Below are 18,472 nucleotides of genomic sequence, written 5' to 3' on the forward strand. Positions count from 1 at the left end.
TGCCAGATTGACCGGGCACCGGCTCGATCGAAAAGCGGCGCGATGTCGTGCCGGTGCAAGATGCGGGGCGAAGCCGGCCGGCCTGCGGCTGTTCGAGCATTGGAATGGCCTCTCTGGAACGAATTCGGACGCTTGGTCTGACGAGACAGCAGTATTTCGAGGTCGTTCTGAGCAAGGCGCGTGCCGGGACGGATGTGTCCGGCGACCCGTTAACCTCAATCGCCGGAAATGATCGCGTTTGGCTCTGCGATACGACATCAGGCGAGGGAATTGCACATGGAACCACCGTTAACCGTGGAGCCCTAAACCATGACGACGGATAGACCCGTGACCGAGCCGAGCGCTGCAGCTGCGACTGCGGCGATCGTCGCAGACATCGCGATCGTCGGTGGCGGCCTTGCGGGATCGCTCGCCGCGTCCGTGCTTGCGCGGGCGGGGCATCGCGTCGCACTCGTCGACAAGCGCGCGGTGCATCCGGACGAATTCCGGGTCGAGAAGCTCGGTGGCCAGCAGCTAGAGATGTTCCGCAAGCTGGGCTTCCTTCATGCGCTCGAGAACGTCGCCTGCCGGTATGACCGGGTGCTCAATATCCGGGAAGGCAAGGTCGTCGATGTCAGCGTCGGCCAGGCTTACGGGTTTTCCTATGCCGGCCTCGTTGCGATGGCGCGCAGCCAGCTGCCTGATCCGTCCAATCTGATCGTCGACGAAGTCATCGCAATCAGCCCCAGCAATGATGTCCAGCATATCGAGCTTGCGTCCGGACGACGCCTTGAGGCGCGGCTCGTCGTGCTCGCCACGGGCATGGCGGGAGCTCTCGGCTACAAGCTCGGCATCAAGCGGCGCGTGCTGGCCGAGCGCCATTCGGTGTCGTTCGGCTTCACGATCGCCCGCCGCGATGGCACGCCGTTCGATTTCGAGGCGCTGACCTGTTACGGCGAGCGCACCGCTGACGGCATCGACTATCTCAGCCTGTTCCCGGTGCCATCAGGTATGCGGGCCAATCTGTTCATGTTCCGCGACCCGACCGATCCGATCATGCGCGAGCTGCGCCGCGAACCGGAAGCGACCGTCCTGCGGCTGCTGCCGGGACTGCGGCCTTACCTCGGCGACTTCCACGTGACCGACAGGGTGCAGAACTGGGTGATGGATCTGACCGTGGTGGAGGGACACCTTCAGCCCGGAATCGTCCTCATCGGCGATGCGTTCCAGACCAATTGTCCCGCCGCCGGCACGGGCGTCGCCCGCCTGCTGGTGGACGTCGATCGCCTTTGCACGGAGTACGCGCCGCGCTGGCTCGCAAGCGCCGGCATGGGCACGGAGAAGATTTCGCAGTTCTATTCCGATCCCGACAAGCTCGCGGCAGACCAGCGGTCGCTGAAAATGGCGCGCTTCCGTCAGGCCCTGACGTCCCGCAACGATATCGAATGGGATGTGCGGCGGCGGTTGCACTTCCTGCGGCGCAGTCTCACGCATCGTGTCGATCAGATGAATCCGGGCTGGCTCGGACGCGTCCGCGGCGCGCTCCGCGCGTGAGCTCTGCGCTCCCTCGCTTGCGCTTCGGCTAGCGCGTGGGCGTCGGGGTGCGGGCCGGCAGGAGCCTGAAATCGGACAGCCGCTTGGCCGCCAGTTTGAGCCAGGGAGCCTGCTTCAGCGCGAACAGGCTGATGGCGCCCGCGGTGCTGCCGGCCTGCGTGACCATCCACATCGGCGAAGGCTGGCCGCCGAACAATTTCTTGTACGGCTCGTCGCCGATCGTGAAGTCGAGCATCTGATCGCCGCGCTCGATGCAATCCCGCGCCACTTGCTCGAACATCAGAGAGCCCAGGGATTGGCTCTTGTAGCCGTCGATATCGAAGGCGCTCATGATGACGAGGAAGCTGCCGCGATGGCGCAGTCCGAGCACGGCGGCGATCACGCCGCCGTCCATCTTCATGGCGTAGAGTCGGACGAACGAGCCGAGACCGCGGGCCGCCACGTCAGAATAGAAGCTGTAATATTCGGGGCGCTGGAGCAGGTCGCCGTCGCCCTGGGCGTGAAAGCGCGGGCCGCGATATTGCTTCATCGCGTCCATCGCCTCGGAGATCGAGGCGCTGTCGTCGCAGCATGAGAAGCTCAATGCTCCCTTCTTCTGGAGCTGGCGATATTTCTTGGCGAGCTCCTTCTGATAGGAGCGATCCAGCGCGCTGGCACGCCATTGCTCGAACGGGGCGACGAGAACGGTCGCGTAGGCGTTCGTCTCCATCGAGACGCGGCGTGGCGCGCCGAGTAAGCTCTCGATCGGAAGCCGTCCGTCGGGCAGCTTGGTCATGCGGAGCAGATCGAACGGGCGGACGAGGCGCCGGATCTCTGCGCAGGCCGCTTCGTCCTCCAGCAGGCTGGAAAACACCTCGGGACTGCAGACCGGCGCCAGATAGTCGGATACGCGCAGATTGGCGAATTCGATGGTGCGGATCGGGCCGCGGCGGATTCGGAGCAGGGGCAGCACCATCGCCAGTGCCCCCGTTGTACGGCGGCGGACCACGACGACCAGCGGCGTCGCGCCTGCATGGGATGCGAGCCTGGCGTAGAGGCTGTCCAGCCAGAGCGGATGCTGAAACGCGGTCGCGGCAGAGCTGTCGAAAAGCGCCGCGTATTCCGGAGACAGGAAGTCGAACGCCTGCTCGATGGCGATATCGAATGTATTGCTCGGCTTATTCATGCGTGACCACGGAAACCAGATAATCCGGAGAAGTCGATCGAGCCGGATCCCACGCTTGTATAGCAGGGTCGTGACGGCCGAGGCACCAGCGGGGTGCGATTTGCATTAACGCATCGAGCAGGCGCCGTATCGTTATCAATCGCCGAAGTTTCGAGATTTCGTGGTGCCGCGGCCCGGGAGATCAACCCGCAGTAGCAGATAATTAACCAAGCTTAAGGGAAAGTCACCGCATGACCATCCTGCAGAACGAGAGAGACTCTGGGGCACTCACGAGCGCGATCTGGAAGACGCGCAGTGCCGGCGTCGAGAAGATCGCCAGGCTCGTCATCTGCGTATCGATCACCGTCAATGTCGTCGCGTCGATGGGGACATTCAATACGGCGATACTGCCGGCGGGACTGACTTATCTGCAACAGGCGGTCGCTCTGCTGATGTGGAGCGTCCTGATCTACGCAAGCGCGTTCGTGCGCCCGCGTCTGCAGCTGGCGTTCAACCCTGATCTGATCGCGCTCCTCGCATTCTACACGTTGGCGGTCGTCTCGGTGTTGTGGACCACTCTGAATGCCGCAGCCATCATGAAGAGCGCCGCTCTTGCAATGACGACGTTTGGCGCGTTCTGTATGATCACGCGGATCGATATCGACGATGTCGTGAAGGCGACATCCTCCGGGCTCTTCATATTGGTCGCCGCATCGGCGCTTTGCGCACTCGCCGTACCCGATATCGGGATAGACCATAGCTGGATGCACAATGGTCAATGGCAGGGCGTCTATGAATCGAAGCAGACGCTGGGCTTTGTCGGCGCGTATCTGATGTTCTTCTCCTGTTACCGGAAGATGACGGGGCAGGGGTGGCTGGCGTTCCTCGTTGCGTTCCTGCTGGCGTCGACCTGCGTTCTCGCGTCGGAATCGCGCGGTGCCGGTGCTGTCGCCCTGGCGGCTTGTGCGCTGCTCGTGACGTCGATGTGGTCGGTCGGCTGCATGAGGCTCTATGCGATCCTGCCGTTCGTCATGTGCGTTATGGCCGGCTTCCTGATCGTCTATTTTTATGCGACGGGATACGACGCCATCCACATTGGCGATGCGACCGTCAACTTCACCGAGCGGACCTTCATCTGGCACTACGCGATAAGCCATTTCGACGATGCGCCGCTGCTCGGCTTCGGAATCAACGGTTTCTGGACGATCCCGTCGATCTACGATTATTTCGAGCAGAACCACGGTTGGGTGCTCGACAACTATCATAGCGGTTATATCGCGATCCTGATGGAAACAGGATTTCTGGGCTACGTGCTTTTCGCAGCGAGTGTTCTTCTGTTCTCGAACAAGGTTCTCTATTTGATTTCTGCACGATCGATCCACCGGGCGCACTGTGCCCTCATCATCGGATTTGTCGCCCTCAGCTTTCAGACCAATTTCACCGAGACGACGTTCCTTCGCTCGACCATGTTCACGTCGGTGCTCCTCGTGGCGTTCCTCCTTGCAACGTGCAGGCCGGTGCCGGAGACCGATTTCTAACCCTTACGGAATGGAAGCAAGATGACCGCCCCCCGCGCTCGCTGGTCGAGACGCTTCAATCTTGCCGCAGTGGCTTTCGTCTTCGCATCGCTCTGCTCCGACGCACACGGCGCGGGGCAGGTCGTGCCTCGTGATGCCGCAAAATTGGGACGCGGGATCAACATTCTCGGTTATGACGGAATCTGGGAAGGCGGTCAGAACGCGCCGTTTCGTCTGGACAATTTGACGGCGATCAGAAAGGCCGGATTCTCGCACGTCAGGATCAATTTCTTCGGCTTCAAGTTCATGGATCGCGGGAATGTGCTGGATGAGGTCGTGCTGAGAAGGCTTGATGCCGTCATCGAGGAAATTCTCGCTAGGAACCTCGTTCCCATCGTCGACGAGCACGACACGCATGTCTGTCAGCGTGATGTCTCCGAATGCGGCGAGAAGCTCAGGGCATTCTGGCGGCAGATCGCGGAGCGCTATGCCGGAAGATATCCCGGGCTCGTCTTCGAGGTCTTGAACGAGCCGGGGGGACAGATGACGTCCGCCAGCTGGAATTCGCTCCTCAACGAATGTATCGGCATCATCCGCCGCACCAACCCCGAGCGGCGGGTCATTGCTGCCGTTCTCAACACTGACGAGATTCCCATCGACGATCTGGCTCTCCCCGCCGACGACAGGAATCTCATCGTCACCTTTCATTATTACGCGCCGATACGCTTCACGCATCAGGGTGCGCCATGGTCCGAGACGTTCGCGCGCATCGGGCCGCTGGATTGGGGCAGTCCGGACGACGAAGCCAGGGCGGCCGCTGATTTCGAGAAGGTCAGCCGGTGGTCGGAGCGAGAGAAACGCCCGATTTATCTCGGCGAGTTCGGGGTCTACGAACGGGCTCCATCCGAGAGTCGCCAGAGATACCTGTCGTTCGTGGCGCGTAGCGCCGACAGACGCGGCTGGGCATGGGCCTATTGGCAGTTCGACCATGATTTCGCGGCCTTTGACAGCGCCCGTCAGGCCTGGAAGCCCGACATCCTGCGCGCCCTGATCCCGCCGGCCCGTTGAAGCCGCAGTTCAAAGCCAATATCGGCCGGATCACGATCGCCTAGCGGTGACGGCTAACCGCCGTCCCTCGCCCGGCAGAACAGATCGATCCCGCCGACCTGTCCGCCCTTGAGCGCGATCTCGATGTTCGCATGCGCGCGATCCGATGATGCGCGGTTGAGTGGCGCGCCTTCTGCGAGAGGGGCGATCGCGGTCAGCGCATAGATGCCCATCGCCTGCAGCGCATGGCCGGACGTGTCGCCGCCGGCGACCACGGCGCGCGGGAGCCGCGCGGTTTCCAGAATGGCGTCCAGCGCCTGGCCGAGCCCCGCGCCGATGCGCTCGTTCACCGCACTCGCCGTTGCGCCGCTCGCCTCGATGGCTGCGTTGAGCGCGCCGATGGCGGGATCGTCGGGGCCGCTTGCGGTGATCAGGAGCGCATCGCGCCCCGACGCGAGCGCCGCGACCGCACGTTCGGCAGCGCGGCCGATCTCCCTGGTCCATTCAGCCGCGTCGACCGCGCGCGTCGCATCGAGCCGCTCGACGTCGAAGCCGTTGTCCGCGGCATGCGCGATCTGCGCGGCGGTGACGGGCGAGCAGGAGCCGGAGACGCACGCGATGCGCTCGACGCCGGCAAGGCGCAGATCGGGCTTGCTGTCGGCAATCAGGCCGGCCGACCGCCAATAGGCGACCAGGGCCTGCTCGACACCTTGCGAGCCGGCGACAAAGAGGCGCTCGCCGCGATATTCCCAGATCAGGCGGCCGGCTTCGATCAGCGATGCCTGGTCGAGCACGTCGAGCGAGATGATCTCGGTGCCGGCGCCCCTCGCGCGCATCAGCGCCAGATCCGCGCCGCCATTGGCCATGGTGACGAAGTCGATCAGTCCGATCGATCGCGCCGTCTGTTTTGCAAGATGTCGGCCGAGATCGGACTCGTCCATCGGCGTCACCGGATGACGCGACATGGTCGGGTGCCGGTCGAGACGATGGCCGACGCCATTCACGTCCGCGAACAGATGGCCGAACATCTGATAGCGCCCCATCGCCGGCGATCCCACGAGGAGCGGATGCCAGGCGCCGCCGAGCTGCGGCACGGCGAGATCGATCGCACGCCCGATCGAGCCGATCTGCGGCGAGGAGTCGAAGGTCGAGCACACCTTGTAGTGTGCGATCGGCGCGCCGATACCTGCGAGCACCGCGAAAGCCGGGGGCAGGTTTTGCTCCATCCAGGCCGGATCCTTCGCGCGCGCCGTGCCGGCGATGCCGATGCCGCGGTACTGCCCGATAGAAACGAGACGTTCGGGCGTCGGAGGTTCGAGGAACAGGATTGTCGGCAGGCCTGCGAAGGTGAGGGCCTCCATCGCCGCGGACGAGCCGGTGTAATCGTCGCCGTAGAAGGCAACGAGTGGACCGTCGGGCAGGGTGGATGCGCCGCTCACGGCTGCGGGCTCGCCATCGCGGCGTCCCATGCTGCGCGCAAATCGGCAACGCCGGCGGCCGGTCCAGCGGGATGGGCGAGAATGCCGCCGCCTGCTGCGAAGATCAGATCTGTCGAACCGAGTGCGCGCCAGGTCGGCGCGGCCTGAGCCGGCGTCTGGCCCGAGGAGAACACGGGCATCGCGATGCATGGTTTGTGCGCGAACATCGGCGTCAGCGCCGCCTTTGCGGATGTGACCACGCTGTCATCGGTCTCGCTGAACTTGTTGCCGATGCCGTTGACGTGCATGTGGTCGGCGCCGGCCAGCCGCCAGATCTTGTGCCACGCCGTATAATGCCAGCCGAGCGCGGGATGACGGTTCAGCGCGCCCCAGCCGTTGCGATGCGCATGAACGGGAAGCTGCGTATGGCGGCACATCTCGACCATGCCAGCGAGCCCGACCGAGTTGATGCTCGCCATCACGCAGGTGCCGCCCTCGCTGAGCACCAGATCGTGCCGGCGGCGCATCTGGTCGATCTCGCCGGTGAGGTTGAAGGCGACCATGACCTTCTTGCCGGTTCGATCAGCGTGGTCGTTGACGACGCGCATCACGGCGCGCACACGCGCGTCGAACGGACAATAGGCGCCGTCCGATTGCAGCTCGTCGTCCTTGATGAAGTCGATGCCGGCCTCGCACAGCGTGGCGACCAGATTGGCCGTCTCGGCCGGGCTGAGCCCGATGCTCGGCTTGATGATGGTGCCGATCAGCGGGCGACCGCTGACACCGGTCAGCTCGCGCGTGCCGGCGACGCCGAACTTCGGTCCGGGATAGGCGGCGGCAAACGCGAGCGGCAGGCGCAGGTCGAGCAGCCGCAGGCCGGTCAGCTGGCGCAACTCCCAGAGATTGCCGGCGATCGCCGTGACGAGATTTGGCAATGACGCGCCGATATTGTCGAGCGGCCATGACAACGTCACGCGCGCGCGATTCCAGGGGCCATCTGGGTTGATCGGGCGGGCGACCGGGAGCGACGGCGCGGAGATTGCATCGAGCAACTCGATGCTCTCGACTCGGGCGGCCGCACGCGCTTTCAGCTCCGGCGTTTCGCCGGGCACCGCAACGAACGTGCCGCTCGACTGCTCGCCCGCCATGGTTTCCGCGGCAGGACGCGGATCTTCAGGCGTTTCGATCAGATAGTCGGCTTCGATGCGAACAGGATTTTGCGTCACGGGAGCGCAGACAATCTAGAGCTTGGTCAGATCGGGGAAGGGACGCACGGGGTCGCGCCCGTCCCAGCCCTTGGCGGCTGCGCGGATGAGGTCGAACATCTTGCCCTTGGGTCCCGAGACTTCAGACAGTTCGATCACCGTTCCCGGATGATACTCCGTGTCGAAATAGACGAAACGACCGCGCGCGCCGACTTCGCCGCTCATGACCGGCTTGAAACCGTCGGCTTCGAGACGGGAGAGATCGGCGTCGTAGTCTTCGGTCCAGTAAGCGACGTGCTGCAGACCCTTATGTCCGGCTTTCAGGAAGTCGGCATACATCGACGGCGCATCGTTGCGGATCTGGATCAGCTCCATCTGCAGCGGACCGGAATTGGCCAGCGCCACTGAATTGTGCGGCTCATAGGCCTTGCCGCGATAGTGGTAGTTCACGATTGGAACCCGCGGATTATAGAACCACGGCCCGATGCCGAGCTCGCGGCTCCAATAATCCATGGCCTTCTCGATGTCGTCAACGACGTAGCCGGCTTGCCGGATCTCACCAAAAAAACGGCTCATTGCATGATTCCCATGATCTTCAGAATTTGAGGAAGCCGATCGACAGCCACGGCACGGCCGCGACGACGACGAGGCCGATGAAGAGCGCCGCGACATAGCCCCAGATGTGCTTGAGGCCTTCGTCCGGCGATATCTTGCTGATCGCGCAGGCGCCGTAATAGCCGACGCCGAACGGCGGCGCGAACAGGCCGATGCCCATCGCGAGGATCACGACCATCGCATAGTGCACTTCGTGCACGCCGGCCTGCTTGGCAATCGGAAACAGCAATGGGCCGAACAGCACGATGGCCGGAATGCCTTCGAGCACGCTGCCGAGCACGACGAAGGCCACAATCGAGATCGCGAGGAAGCCGTAGGCGCCGCCGGGGATCGCCGCCATCGCCTTCGCCAGCTGTTGCGAGAAGCCGGATTGCGTCAGTCCCCAGGCCATCGCCGTGGCGCAGCCGATGATGAAGATGATTGCGCCCGTCAGCGAGGCCGTCTCGACCAGCATGGATTTCAGCCGCCGCCAGGGAAACTGGCGGTAGACCACAAGGCCCATCAACACGGCGTAGGCGATGCCGATCGTCGAGACCTCCGTGGCAGTGGCAACACCTTCCACAACGGCGGTGCGGATCACGAAGGGCAGCAGGATGGCGGGCAGAGCGACCATTGTGAGTTTCGCGATCTCGCGCTTGGAGGCACGCCGCACATGGCTCAGATCCTCATGCCGGTAGCGCCGCCACACCACCACGCAGAGCGCCGTGCCCACGACCAGGGCCGGCAGCAGCCCGCCCGTGAACAGCGCCGCGATCGAGACACCGGTCACCGAGCCGATAGTGATCAGCACGATGCTCGGCGGAATGGTCTCGGTCTGCGCGCCGGTGGCCGACAGCAGCGCGACGAGGTCGCCGGGCTTGGCGCCGCGCCGCTGCATCTCCGGCAGCAGCACCGGCGCGATCGCGGCCATGTCGGCGATCTTCGAGCCGGAGATGCCGGAGACCAGATACATGGCCCCGATCAGCACGTAGGACAGTCCGCCCCTGACATGTCCGAGCAGGCTTGCCAGAAACTGGATCATGGCCCGCGCCATGCCGGTCATCTCGATCAACGCACCGAGGAAAATGAACAGCGGCACCGCGAGCAGGATCAGGTGCGACATGCCTTCATCGAGACGGCCGACCATCACCATCATCGGTACGCTGGTTGTCAGCGCCAGATAGCCGAAGGTCGCGAGCGCAAAGGAGAAGGCGATCGGTACGCCGGCGAACACGTTGGCCGCGACCACGCCGACGAAGAAAATGATGAGATTGTAGCGTCCGAGCGGGGCGAGCAGCGGTCCGGCAAGCCAGAACGCGGCAATCAGGACGGTGATGGTGATAAGGGCCGCGACGATCAACGCGAGGCGGTGATGCGTCGCGAGCCGGATCGCGGCGACGACGGCCATCAGGGTCATCCCGACGGGAATTGCGGCTGCGCGCCAGGCATTGCTGATCTCCAGCGCCGGGGTGACGATGACCTGTTCCTCGCTCGCATAATCGAAGGCGGGATGCAGGATCAGCGCCAGCAGGGCTAGCGGCGCCACCGCCGCGATCGTGTCGAGAAAGGCGCGCGCGCCCGGGCCGACATGGCTGACGAGCCCTGTCATGCGCATGTGCTCGCCCCGGCGCAGCGCGATCACCGCGCCCAGCATTGAGAGCCAGAGAAACAGGATCGAGGCCAGCTCGTCCGACCAGATCAGCGGGCTGTGGAAGACGTATCGCATGATGACGCCGGCGAGCATGATGCCGATCTCGACCAGCACGACACCGGCCGCGGCGGTCTCGACCACGGCACCGAGCCAGCGGTCGACGGTGCCAAAGGCGCTCGCAAGCTTGCGCGTGCCTGCATCGGAAGCAGGGTGCGCGGCCGCCGCCAGATAGTCCGTCATCTGATGCTCTGCGATCGTCATCGCGCTCAGGCCAGCTTGCCGACGGCGCCTTCGAGCAGCGCCCAGGCTTCGTCGCCGAAGCGGCCCTTCCATTCGCCGTAGAAGCCGGAGTCGCGCAGTTTTGCGCGGAACGAGTCCGGTGAAGGCGTGGTGAATTTCATTCCATTGCGCTGGAGATCGGCCTGCACGGTCGCATTGAACGTCTTGATGTCCTCGCGCTGCTTCAAGCCGGCATCGTTGATGGCGTTGCTGACGATGGTCCTGAGATCGGCGGGAAGGGCGTTGAAGGCGCGGGCGTTGGCGATGAACCAGAAGCCGTCCCAGATGTGGTTGCTGATCGCGCAGTACTTCTGCACCTCGTAGAGCTTCGCCACCTGGATGATCGGCAGCGGATTTTCCTGCGCGTCGACAATGCGTGTCTGCAGCGACGAATAGACCTCGCTGAATTGCAGGCTGGTCGGCGAGGACGAGAGCGCCTTGAACATGGAGATGCTGAGCGGAGACACGGGCACGCGGATCTTGAGGCCGTCCATGTCCTTGGCGCTCTCGATCGGCTTGGCGCCGCTGGTGATCTGGCGGAAGCCGTTGTCCCACATCTTCTCGAACGTATGGAGGCCGACCTTGGCCATGGCGGCACGGATATGCGCGCCAAGCCCGCCGTCCATCGCTTTCCAGACCTGATCGTAATCGGCAAAGGCAAAGCCGACCGCATTGATCGCGGCGATCGGCACCAGGGTCGCGGCCACGAGCGCGGAGGGCGTGAAGAAGTTCAGCGCGCCGCTGCGCACCTGGGCGAGCATGTCGGTGTCGCCGCCGAGCTGGTTGTTCGGGAAGATGACGATCTCGACCCGGCCATTGCTCTCCTTGGCGACGCGGTCGGCGGCTTCCTGGGCGCGGATGTTGAGGGGATGCGTCAGCGGCAGGTTGTTGCCGTATTTCAGCGAGAACTCGGCCGCCCGGGCCGGGCGCGAGAGACCGCCCATCAAGCCCGCGGCGGGGAGGACGGACAGGGCTTGCAAGGCGCGCCGACGGGTCAGGGACAAGGGCTTCTCCTCCACAGATATTTGATGTTATTTGATGTTTCTGCGACAATGTTGATGCGAAAATTGCGACTTTGAGCTAGCATGTCAAACGAAAAAGTTGATGGTTTTTGATGTATTCGACGATTGGGCCCCGGAATGAATAAACCAGTGGCTCCTTCGCTGAGCCGCATCGTTGACGTGGCGCGCCGGGCCGGCGTCTCCACGGCGACGGTCGACCGCGTGCTGAATCGTCGGCCCGGTGTGCGGGCGATTACGCAGCAGCGGGTGCTCGCCGCTGCGTCCGAGCTCGACTACATGCCGGCCGAGAACATCCTGGCGGCGATGCGGCCGAAGCCGATGCGGCTCCTGTTCCTGCTGCCGGCCGGCACCAACCGCTTCCTGTCTACGCTCGGGCAGCTGATCGCGCATTCCGACGGCCGGCTCGCGCCCTTCAACGTCCATTGTCAGGTCGACACCATCAAGGGCTTCAATCCCGACCTGCTGGCACATCAGCTCTGGCGGGCCCGCGACAAGGCCGACGGCATCGCTTTCATGGCGCTCGAGCATCCCGTCGTGAGGGAAGCGGTCGACCGATTAGCGGAGCACGGCGTGCCGACGGTGACGCTGATCTCGGATATCCTGAATGCGCGCCGCGCGGCCTATATCGGACTGGACAATCGCTCGATTGGGCGCACCGCCGGCTATCTGATCGCGCGCTTTCTGGGCGAGCGTCCGGCCAAGGTCGCGATGATCGCGGGCAGCCGCAGCTACCGCGCGCACGAAGAACGCGAAATGGGCTTTCTGCACGTCTTCGAAGAACTATTCCCGGCCATCAAGGTCGTGGGCCTGCGCGAAGGCCATGATGACGCCGACCGCAACTATCGCCAGACGCGCATGCTGCTGGGCCAGCATCCGGATCTTGCCGGAATCTACAACATCGGCGGCGCCGCCGATGGTGTCGCTCGCGGCCTGAACGAAATGAACCGGGCGCGCGACGTGGTCTTCATTGGTCATGGTCTGACCTCGGATACGCGCGGCTTTCTGCTCGATGGGACGATGGATGCCGTCATCACTCAAAATCAGCTCAACACGATGATGAGCTGTGTCGGCATCTTCGACAATCTGCGCGCCGGCCGCAGCGCCATGCACGGCATCGAGGCGCCGCGCAGCGAGATCATCTTTCGCGAAAATATTCCGGCGCTTGGGGGCTAGGATCCAGGGAGGCTTGCTGGACCCATGGTCGGCCTGGTCGAGCGCATCCATGGCCTGATTGGCACGATGCAATTTTGCCGGTGTTTTGCCCGACGAGTCAAATGACCGGCGTCTGAAGACATCGGGCTCGTCGAGCAGCTCAACGTGCGTTGCAGGAGAGATGCCTCTCGCGCTGCGCGCGCAAGGCAATTCACCCAAGCCTCATCTCGACTTAAGTCGCGCCACCGCGACCAACCGGCCAGGGGCGGTTCTACTGTGCATGGGGTTGTTTTTCAGTTTTTTGTTTGGCGAGGCGCCGGCAGGCGCTCTACAGGCCGGCCGCGACGCCCAGGCGGCCGATGCCGGGGAGCTTGAGCGCCGGCCGCCGGATGTCGATCCCCAGCACCGCGCCGAAGAAATTGATCTCGAACCCTTCGACCCAGCCGACCGTCATGCCGAGGTAACCCGACAGCGAGGCGTAGGCGCCGGTACGGGAAGGGGTGATGCCGGCCCAGCGTCCGCTGTACGGATAGTCCTTGCCGACCGCGGTGGGTGGAAGGACAGCACGAAGCTCGGGAACGGCGTCCAGCGCGCCTGCACGAAGGTGTTGGAATTCGGTCCCGGCCAGGCGCTGTAATCGCCGTAGGCGCGGAACTTGTAGGTCTCGACGACGTGGCGGATCTTGGGGATCAGCGCTTCGGCCCGCGCGCCGTCGACCGCCACGACGGTTTCGGGCATGGCGCCGAACCAGCGGCCGTCGGCTGCAAATCCGTTGCTCCGGATCGGGTCGCCCCACGCCGTGTAGTCGTATCGGCTGTAGGTGCTGGCACCTTTCTCCTTGACGACGATCCAGCTGTGGACGGCGAAAATGCTGCGCCACCGCACCGTGCGCGCGGCAAAGACCCGGATCAGCGCGTCCGGATTGGCGGATGCCGGCGGCAGCAAGCCGGCGCTCGAGCGATCCGCCGTCTGCCAATTGCCCCGGCCATCGCCGAACACATAATAGCGTCCGGCCGACAGTCCTATCGGCACGGAGACCAGCAGCAGGAAGAGAATCAAGAGTTTTCTCAAGGGCAGACGGGGGCAGGCGGGACAATACGATTAATATAGTTCGCCCGGCGGGTCGCGCCAGCACGCTTCTGCTCTTGCATTTGGGAGGTGCGCCCCCATGTTCCCGATTATGATGAAACTGTCCCTCATCGAAGACCAAGCCATCCAGGCGCGAATCGCGGGCATCGCGGGCGCCGAGACGTTCGATCGCATCTTCGCCGGCATCCGATTCGACGAGATCGACGGCAATCTGCTGTTCGCCATTGCCAGGGACGAAGACTGCGCGAGCGAGATCGAGGACGAGTTCTCGCATCACCTCGCGGTGGTTGCGACTCAAGTCCTCGGGCAGAGCGTCGACGTGGTCGTGGTGCTGCCGAAGGTCCTGCAGTAGGCCTTATTTTGCCGTGCAAGCGGCCTCCCGGGCTTGCATCCATGCTTTCCAACGCAATCGTGAAATTGTAATGACGTGCTTGGGCGCTTAGGCCCAGTCCGCGTTGTCGACCGAGCTCTACGGCAGGGCTCGTCGGCGCGCGACTCTATTTCTAAAACAAAATTGGATACACATTGGCGTCCACCAAAAAAGCCCGGGCCGCGACCGGCGCGAAAAAGACCAAGGCCAAAAGCTCGAAAGGCGAGAGCCCGAAGACCAAGAGCTCGAAGAGCAAGGGTTCAAAGAGCAAGGGTTCGAAGAGCACAGAGAGCAAGGGCTCGAAAGGCAAGAGCGCGTCGCGTTCTACGGTCTCGTCCTCATCGCCGCTCGGCATGCTGGCGCTGCATCTGCGCGAGCAATGGGAGAAGTCTGGCCGCGACGGCCTCGTGTTCCTCTGCGACAATGAGAACAGGGCGGAGCGGCTGGGCGGCGTGATCCACGCGCTCGACCCTTCGGTCGACGTGCTGGTGTTCCCGCGACTGAACAATCTGCCATTCGATGGTCTGGAGCCGTCGCGCGAGATCGCGGGCAGGCGGAGCTCGGTGTTGCGGCGCCTTGCCAAGGCAAGGAAGCCGGTCTTCCTCGTATCGACCGCTGAGGCCATCATGGAGCGGCTGCCACTGCCGGCGAGCTGGTCAAAGACCAGCCTCAGCCTGAAAGTGGGCGCGGCCTATTCGGAAGCCGAGCTGGAGCGCCGTCTGGAAGCTCTCGGCTACGACCTCGACGAAGAGGCAGAATATCCGGGCGGCGTCCTGTTCCACGGCAAGACGTTCGAGGTGTTTCCCGCGGGCGGACTTGGTCCTTTCAGGATCGAACATTCCGACGGTGTTATCCGTAAGATCGTTGCCGTCGATCCGGTCGAGCATGAGGTCGTCTACGAGACCAGGGAATTGCTGATCGATCCGATGTCCGAACAGATTGCGCTCGGAGGCAAGCGCGGACAGCGGGCGACGCTGCCGGATTATTGCGCTCGCGCGCGGTGGATCGTGGATGCCGGCGTACCGGGCCATGCCGATATCTGGCTGGGCACCATCGAGGAGGCCGCTGGCCGCAGGGATGCGGAGCGCGAGTATCTCGGACGGGCGGACTGGAAGCGGCTGAAGAAGAGCATCAGCGTGCTTCCGCAAAAATCGGCCTTCACGCCGACGCCCGATTTCTCGAAAGCCTCATCGCCAAGAAAGATCCTCCGCGCATTTATTGACGACATGCAACGCGCCGGGTCGCGGGTGCTGTTCGTCGCGGCCGTCGAGGATGACCTTCGCGCAATGGAGCGGATGAGCGGCATCAAGGCGGAGCGCTGCGCCGATTGGAGCGAGGCGACGGAGGGACGGGATCGCGAAACGGCGTTCCTGGCCGACTTCGATGCCGGCTTCGTCGGGGCCGGCCGCAAGCCTCTCGTCATCGTCACCGCGTCCGACGTGCTCGGCAGCAGAGCCCATCATCCCCAGCCCATGGCGAGAGCCTGGACGGCCGCGTTCGATCATCCGGACGTCCCGGAGCGCGGCGCGGCGGTGGTGCATTTGCAGCGTGGGCTCGCTCTGCTCGACGGCTTGCAGACCCTCGCCATGGGGACGGGATCGCGGCGCGAGATGGTCAGGCTTGCGTTCGCGGGAGACAACGCCGTTCTCGTGCCGCCGGCCGATCTTGCCTTGATCTGGCCGTATGCGGCCGAGCCCGGCAAGCTGGCACGGGACAAGGCGGACGGAAGCACATGGTGGGCGCGGCGGACCGAGGCCGAGGCGGAGATTCAGGTCGCCGCCAAGGCGCTCGCGAAGCACATCAGCCAGCGCCACCGCCGCCGCGCGCCGAAACTGGTCGCGCCCGGGCCACTCTATGAAAGGTTCGTTGCGCGTTTTCCGTATTTCCCGACGGTCGATCAGGCGAAGGCCATTCAGGACGTGCTCGATGATCTCGCGGTAGGTCATCCCATGGACAGGGTGGTGTGCGGCGACGTCGGATTTGGAAAGACCGAGGTGGCGTTGCGCGCGGCAGCCGCCGTGGCGCTGTCCGGGAAACAGGTGGCGATCGCGGTGCCGACCACGGTCCTGGCGCGGCAGCATGTCGAAACCTTCCGCAAGCGCTTCGGTCCTCTCGGTATCGACGTCGGAAGCCTGTCGCGAGCGACCTCCGGCCCGGAGACGCGAGGGATCAAGGAGGGCCTGCGAAGCGGCAGGCTGAAAGTCGTTGTCGGCACGCAGGCGCTCTCTGCAAAGGATGTGAAGTTCGCCGATCTTGGCCTCGTCATCATCGACGAAGAGCAGCACTTCGGAGCGGCGGAGAAGGCGAAGCTTTCAGGCCTGGCAAAGAATGCCCATACGCTCTGGATGAGCGCGACGCCCATCCCGCGCACGCTCGCTGCTGGTCTTGCGGGCTTCCGGGATCTCAGCGTGATCGCAACGCCGCCGGTTCACCGGCTTCCGATCGTGACCAAGATCGCTCCGCTTTCGGATGCGGCCATTGCCGGAGCATTGCTTCGCGAGCGGCGGCGGCACGGACAGAGTTTTCTGATTTGCCCGCGCATCCAGGATCTGGAGCCGATGCTGGCGCGCGTGCAATCACTGGCGCCCGACCTCCGCATCGTCTGCCTTCATGGCAAGATGCCCGTCGACGACCTCGACGACCGCATGATGAGTTTCGTCGATGGCGAGGCGGACGTCCTCCTGGCGACCAACATCGTGGAAAGCGGTCTCGATATCCCGCGCGCGAATACCATCGTGGTGTGCTGGCCCGAAAAGTTCGGCCTCGCACAGCTCCATCAGCTCAGGGGGCGGGTGGGACGCGGCGGAACGCGCGCCTTCGCCTATCTGCTGACGGAGTCGACCTCGGAACAGTCCGAGAAGCGTTTGGCCGTGCTCGAGGAGTTCAGCAAGCCTGGCGCCGGCTTTGCCATCAGCGAGCGCGATCTGGACCTAAGGGGCGCCGGCGATCTGTTTTCCGAACAGCAGTCCGGGCACGTGCAGGTGTTCGGGCCGGTGCTCTACAGTCATCTCCTGAAGCTCGCCTCGGAAAGAGTGAACGACTCGGGCGCCTTTCTGTGGGTGCCGGATCTCAATCTGCCTGTCGGCGACATGTTGCCTGAAGGTTATGTGCAATCGGAAGCAATGCGGCTCGAGATCTATGGTCGCGCCGCCAGATGCCGGAGCGACGACGATCTGGAAGACCTGGAGGAAGAGACCTCGCGCCGTTTCGGCAGGCTCCCGCCGGAGGCGCGCGATTTCTTTGCGGCCGCCAGGCTCCGGATCGATTGTAAGCGGCGTGGCATCGTCAGGCTCGATGTCGGGCCCGAGGCCGTCGCCGCGACTTTCCTCCCCGGGCGGCTGCGGAAATCCAGGGCGCGATCGCTCCAGCGCGACGGCGATCGCGTCGTCTGCGCCGCCCGCGGGCACGCGGACCCGTTCGGCCGGATCGAGGAATTCCTGGAGCTTCTGGACGAGTGAGGCAGACCTACTGCGGCTCGATTCCGGCTGCCTTGATGATCCGGCCCCATTTGGCGATCTCCGCCTTCAGGAAGGCTTCGAGCGCAGCCGGCGTCGCGCGCTCGGCCTCAACCGGAGCCATGCTGAGCTCGGCGAAGCGGCTGATCAACGCAGGGTCCTTGAGTGCCGTCTGGAGTGCACCGACGAGCTGGTCGATCACGGGCTTCGGCGTGCCGCGCGGCGCGTAGAGGCCGTACCAGGTCGTCACATCGAATTCGGGAACGCCGGCCTCGGCCGAGGTCGGCACGCCGGGCAGTGTCGCGACGCGCGTCTTGCTGGTGATCGCGTAGCCCTTGATCGTGTTCGACTGGATATAGGGCGTCGGTCCCGTCGCGGGGTCGCAATAGACGTCGATATGGCCGGCGATGACGTCGTTCAGCGCGGGCCCGCCGCCCTTGTAGTAGATTTGCGAGAGTTTCGTATCGGTGGTGCTCATGAACATCAGGCCGCAGAGCTGCGAGGCTGAGCCGAGACCGACATTGCCGAAAGTCATCTTGTCGCCCTCGCTGCGGATGCGCGCGATCATCTCGCCGAGGTCCTTGGCCGGGAAATTCGGCCGGGCCACCAGGATCATCGGTACGTCCGTGACGAGCCCGATCATGGCGAAGTCGCCGACGGGATCGAACGGCAGTTTTGCGTAGAGCGCGGGCGCAGTGGCCTGGCCGACATGCATCAGGAGCAGCGTGTAGCCATCAGGCGCGGCCTTGGCGACGCGGTTGGTGCCGAGTGTGCCGCCGGCGCCGACGACATTCTCGATGACGATGGACTGCTTCAGCGTCGCGCTCATGGCGTTGCCGAGAATTCGCGCGATGACGTCGCCGGGGCCGCCGGCGGAGAACGGCACGATCATCGTTACCGGGCGGGTGGGGTAGTCGTCTGCGATTGCCGCGCCGCAGGGCAAGAGCAGGAGACACAGGATCAGCGATCGTACCAGAGACAACATCGAACACTCCC

Annotated in this window: 13 protein-coding genes and 1 pseudogene; 6 read left to right on the top strand and 8 right to left on the bottom strand. The window is 64.1% G+C overall.

What is annotated here, in order from left to right:
- Window positions 1-309 precede the first annotated feature (309 nt).
- Window positions 310-1,533 (top strand): FAD-dependent oxidoreductase, encoded by a 1,224-nt coding sequence (locus J4G43_RS19080; RefSeq protein ID WP_208085937.1) that lies wholly within the window; start codon window positions 310-312, stop codon window positions 1,531-1,533.
- A 28-nt stretch (window positions 1,534-1,561) separates the two neighbouring features.
- Here J4G43_RS19080 and J4G43_RS19085 read toward each other — a convergent pair whose 3' ends face one another.
- Complete coding sequence (locus J4G43_RS19085) at window positions 1,562-2,698, bottom strand: GNAT family N-acetyltransferase (protein WP_208085938.1); 1,137 nt, start codon at window positions 2,696-2,698, stop codon at window positions 1,562-1,564.
- 230 nt (window positions 2,699-2,928) lie between these two features.
- On the opposite strand from J4G43_RS19085, the gene J4G43_RS19090 reads away from it, so the two are divergent.
- Both J4G43_RS19090 and J4G43_RS19095 read left to right on the top strand, forming a co-directional pair.
- On the top strand, window positions 2,929-4,215 hold the full coding sequence (locus tag J4G43_RS19090; RefSeq protein ID WP_208085939.1) for an O-antigen ligase family protein: 1,287 nt from the start codon (window positions 2,929-2,931) through the stop codon (window positions 4,213-4,215).
- Window positions 4,216-4,236: 21 nt separating this feature from the next.
- Window positions 4,237-5,262 (top strand): glycoside hydrolase family 5 protein, encoded by a 1,026-nt coding sequence (locus J4G43_RS19095; protein WP_135216548.1) that lies wholly within the window; start codon window positions 4,237-4,239, stop codon window positions 5,260-5,262.
- A gap of 53 nt (window positions 5,263-5,315) precedes the next feature.
- Here J4G43_RS19095 and J4G43_RS19100 read toward each other — a convergent pair whose 3' ends face one another.
- From J4G43_RS19100 to J4G43_RS19120, 5 genes are read right to left on the bottom strand one after another with little or no spacing between them, the layout of a single operon-like run.
- A complete protein-coding gene (locus tag J4G43_RS19100; RefSeq protein ID WP_208085940.1) occupies window positions 5,316-6,710 on the bottom strand; it encodes a four-carbon acid sugar kinase family protein in 1,395 nt (464 codons plus the stop codon).
- A complete protein-coding gene (locus J4G43_RS19105; protein ID WP_208085941.1) occupies window positions 6,677-7,885 on the bottom strand; it encodes a ribulose-bisphosphate carboxylase large subunit family protein in 1,209 nt (402 codons plus the stop codon). Before J4G43_RS19105 ends, J4G43_RS19100 begins: the two co-directional genes overlap by 34 nt.
- A 15-nt stretch (window positions 7,886-7,900) precedes the next feature.
- Window positions 7,901-8,440, bottom strand: coding sequence for a VOC family protein (locus tag J4G43_RS19110; RefSeq protein WP_208085942.1), 540 nt, complete (start codon window positions 8,438-8,440; stop codon window positions 7,901-7,903).
- A 19-nt stretch (window positions 8,441-8,459) separates the two neighbouring features.
- Window positions 8,460-10,370, bottom strand: coding sequence for a TRAP transporter large permease (locus J4G43_RS19115; RefSeq protein ID WP_208085943.1), 1,911 nt, complete (start codon window positions 10,368-10,370; stop codon window positions 8,460-8,462).
- A 5-nt stretch (window positions 10,371-10,375) separates the two neighbouring features.
- Window positions 10,376-11,392 carry a TRAP transporter substrate-binding protein gene (locus J4G43_RS19120; protein WP_208085944.1) on the bottom strand — a complete coding sequence of 339 codons (1,017 nt, stop codon included), beginning with the start codon at window positions 11,390-11,392 and terminating at the stop codon, window positions 10,376-10,378.
- Window positions 11,393-11,527: 135 nt separating this feature from the next.
- Here J4G43_RS19120 and J4G43_RS19125 point away from each other — a divergent pair, with 135 nt between their 5' ends.
- Entirely contained in the window at window positions 11,528-12,583 is a 1,056-nt protein-coding gene (locus J4G43_RS19125) for a LacI family DNA-binding transcriptional regulator (protein ID WP_208085945.1), read from the top strand.
- A gap of 307 nt (window positions 12,584-12,890) precedes the next feature.
- Here the strand turns inward: J4G43_RS19125 and J4G43_RS19130 are convergent.
- A pseudogene (locus tag J4G43_RS19130) lies at window positions 12,891-13,621 on the bottom strand (DUF3750 domain-containing protein).
- Window positions 13,622-13,742: 121 nt separating this feature from the next.
- On the opposite strand from J4G43_RS19130, the gene J4G43_RS19135 reads away from it, so the two are divergent.
- Window positions 13,743-14,003: a hypothetical protein gene (locus J4G43_RS19135; RefSeq protein WP_071917581.1), complete on the top strand. Its 261-nt coding sequence runs from the start codon at window positions 13,743-13,745 to the stop codon at window positions 14,001-14,003.
- A 371-nt stretch (window positions 14,004-14,374) separates the two neighbouring features.
- Window positions 14,375-17,479: a DEAD/DEAH box helicase gene (locus J4G43_RS19140; protein ID WP_135216557.1), complete on the top strand. Its 3,105-nt coding sequence runs from the start codon at window positions 14,375-14,377 to the stop codon at window positions 17,477-17,479.
- A 7-nt stretch (window positions 17,480-17,486) separates the two neighbouring features.
- On the opposite strand, the gene J4G43_RS19145 is transcribed toward J4G43_RS19140, so the two are convergent.
- Complete coding sequence (locus tag J4G43_RS19145; RefSeq protein WP_038941751.1) at window positions 17,487-18,461, bottom strand: tripartite tricarboxylate transporter substrate-binding protein; 975 nt, start codon at window positions 18,459-18,461, stop codon at window positions 17,487-17,489.
- Between the last annotated feature and the right edge of the window lie 11 nt (window positions 18,462-18,472).

Source organism: Bradyrhizobium barranii subsp. barranii (assembly GCF_017565645.3).
Taxonomy (GTDB): domain Bacteria; phylum Pseudomonadota; class Alphaproteobacteria; order Rhizobiales; family Xanthobacteraceae; genus Bradyrhizobium; species Bradyrhizobium barranii.

Excerpts from the sequence above, each read along its gene's own strand:
- J4G43_RS19080 (WP_208085937.1), top strand. The coding sequence starts at position 310 with ATGACGACGGATAGACCCGTGACCGAGCCGAGCGCTGCAGCTGCGACT.
- J4G43_RS19085 (WP_208085938.1), bottom strand. The coding sequence starts at position 2,698 with ATGAATAAGCCGAGCAATACATTCGATATCGCCATCGAGCAGGCGTTC.
- J4G43_RS19090 (WP_208085939.1), top strand. The coding sequence starts at position 2,929 with ATGACCATCCTGCAGAACGAGAGAGACTCTGGGGCACTCACGAGCGCG.
- J4G43_RS19095 (WP_135216548.1), top strand. The coding sequence starts at position 4,237 with ATGACCGCCCCCCGCGCTCGCTGGTCGAGACGCTTCAATCTTGCCGCA.
- J4G43_RS19100 (WP_208085940.1), bottom strand. The coding sequence starts at position 6,710 with ATGGGACGCCGCGATGGCGAGCCCGCAGCCGTGAGCGGCGCATCCACC.
- J4G43_RS19110 (WP_208085942.1), bottom strand. The coding sequence starts at position 8,440 with ATGAGCCGTTTTTTTGGTGAGATCCGGCAAGCCGGCTACGTCGTTGAC.
- J4G43_RS19115 (WP_208085943.1), bottom strand. The coding sequence starts at position 10,370 with ATGACGATCGCAGAGCATCAGATGACGGACTATCTGGCGGCGGCCGCG.
- J4G43_RS19125 (WP_208085945.1), top strand. The coding sequence starts at position 11,528 with ATGAATAAACCAGTGGCTCCTTCGCTGAGCCGCATCGTTGACGTGGCG.
- J4G43_RS19135 (WP_071917581.1), top strand. The coding sequence starts at position 13,743 with ATGATGAAACTGTCCCTCATCGAAGACCAAGCCATCCAGGCGCGAATC.
- J4G43_RS19140 (WP_135216557.1), top strand. The coding sequence starts at position 14,375 with ATGCTGGCGCTGCATCTGCGCGAGCAATGGGAGAAGTCTGGCCGCGAC.
- J4G43_RS19145 (WP_038941751.1), bottom strand. The coding sequence starts at position 18,461 with ATGTTGTCTCTGGTACGATCGCTGATCCTGTGTCTCCTGCTCTTGCCC.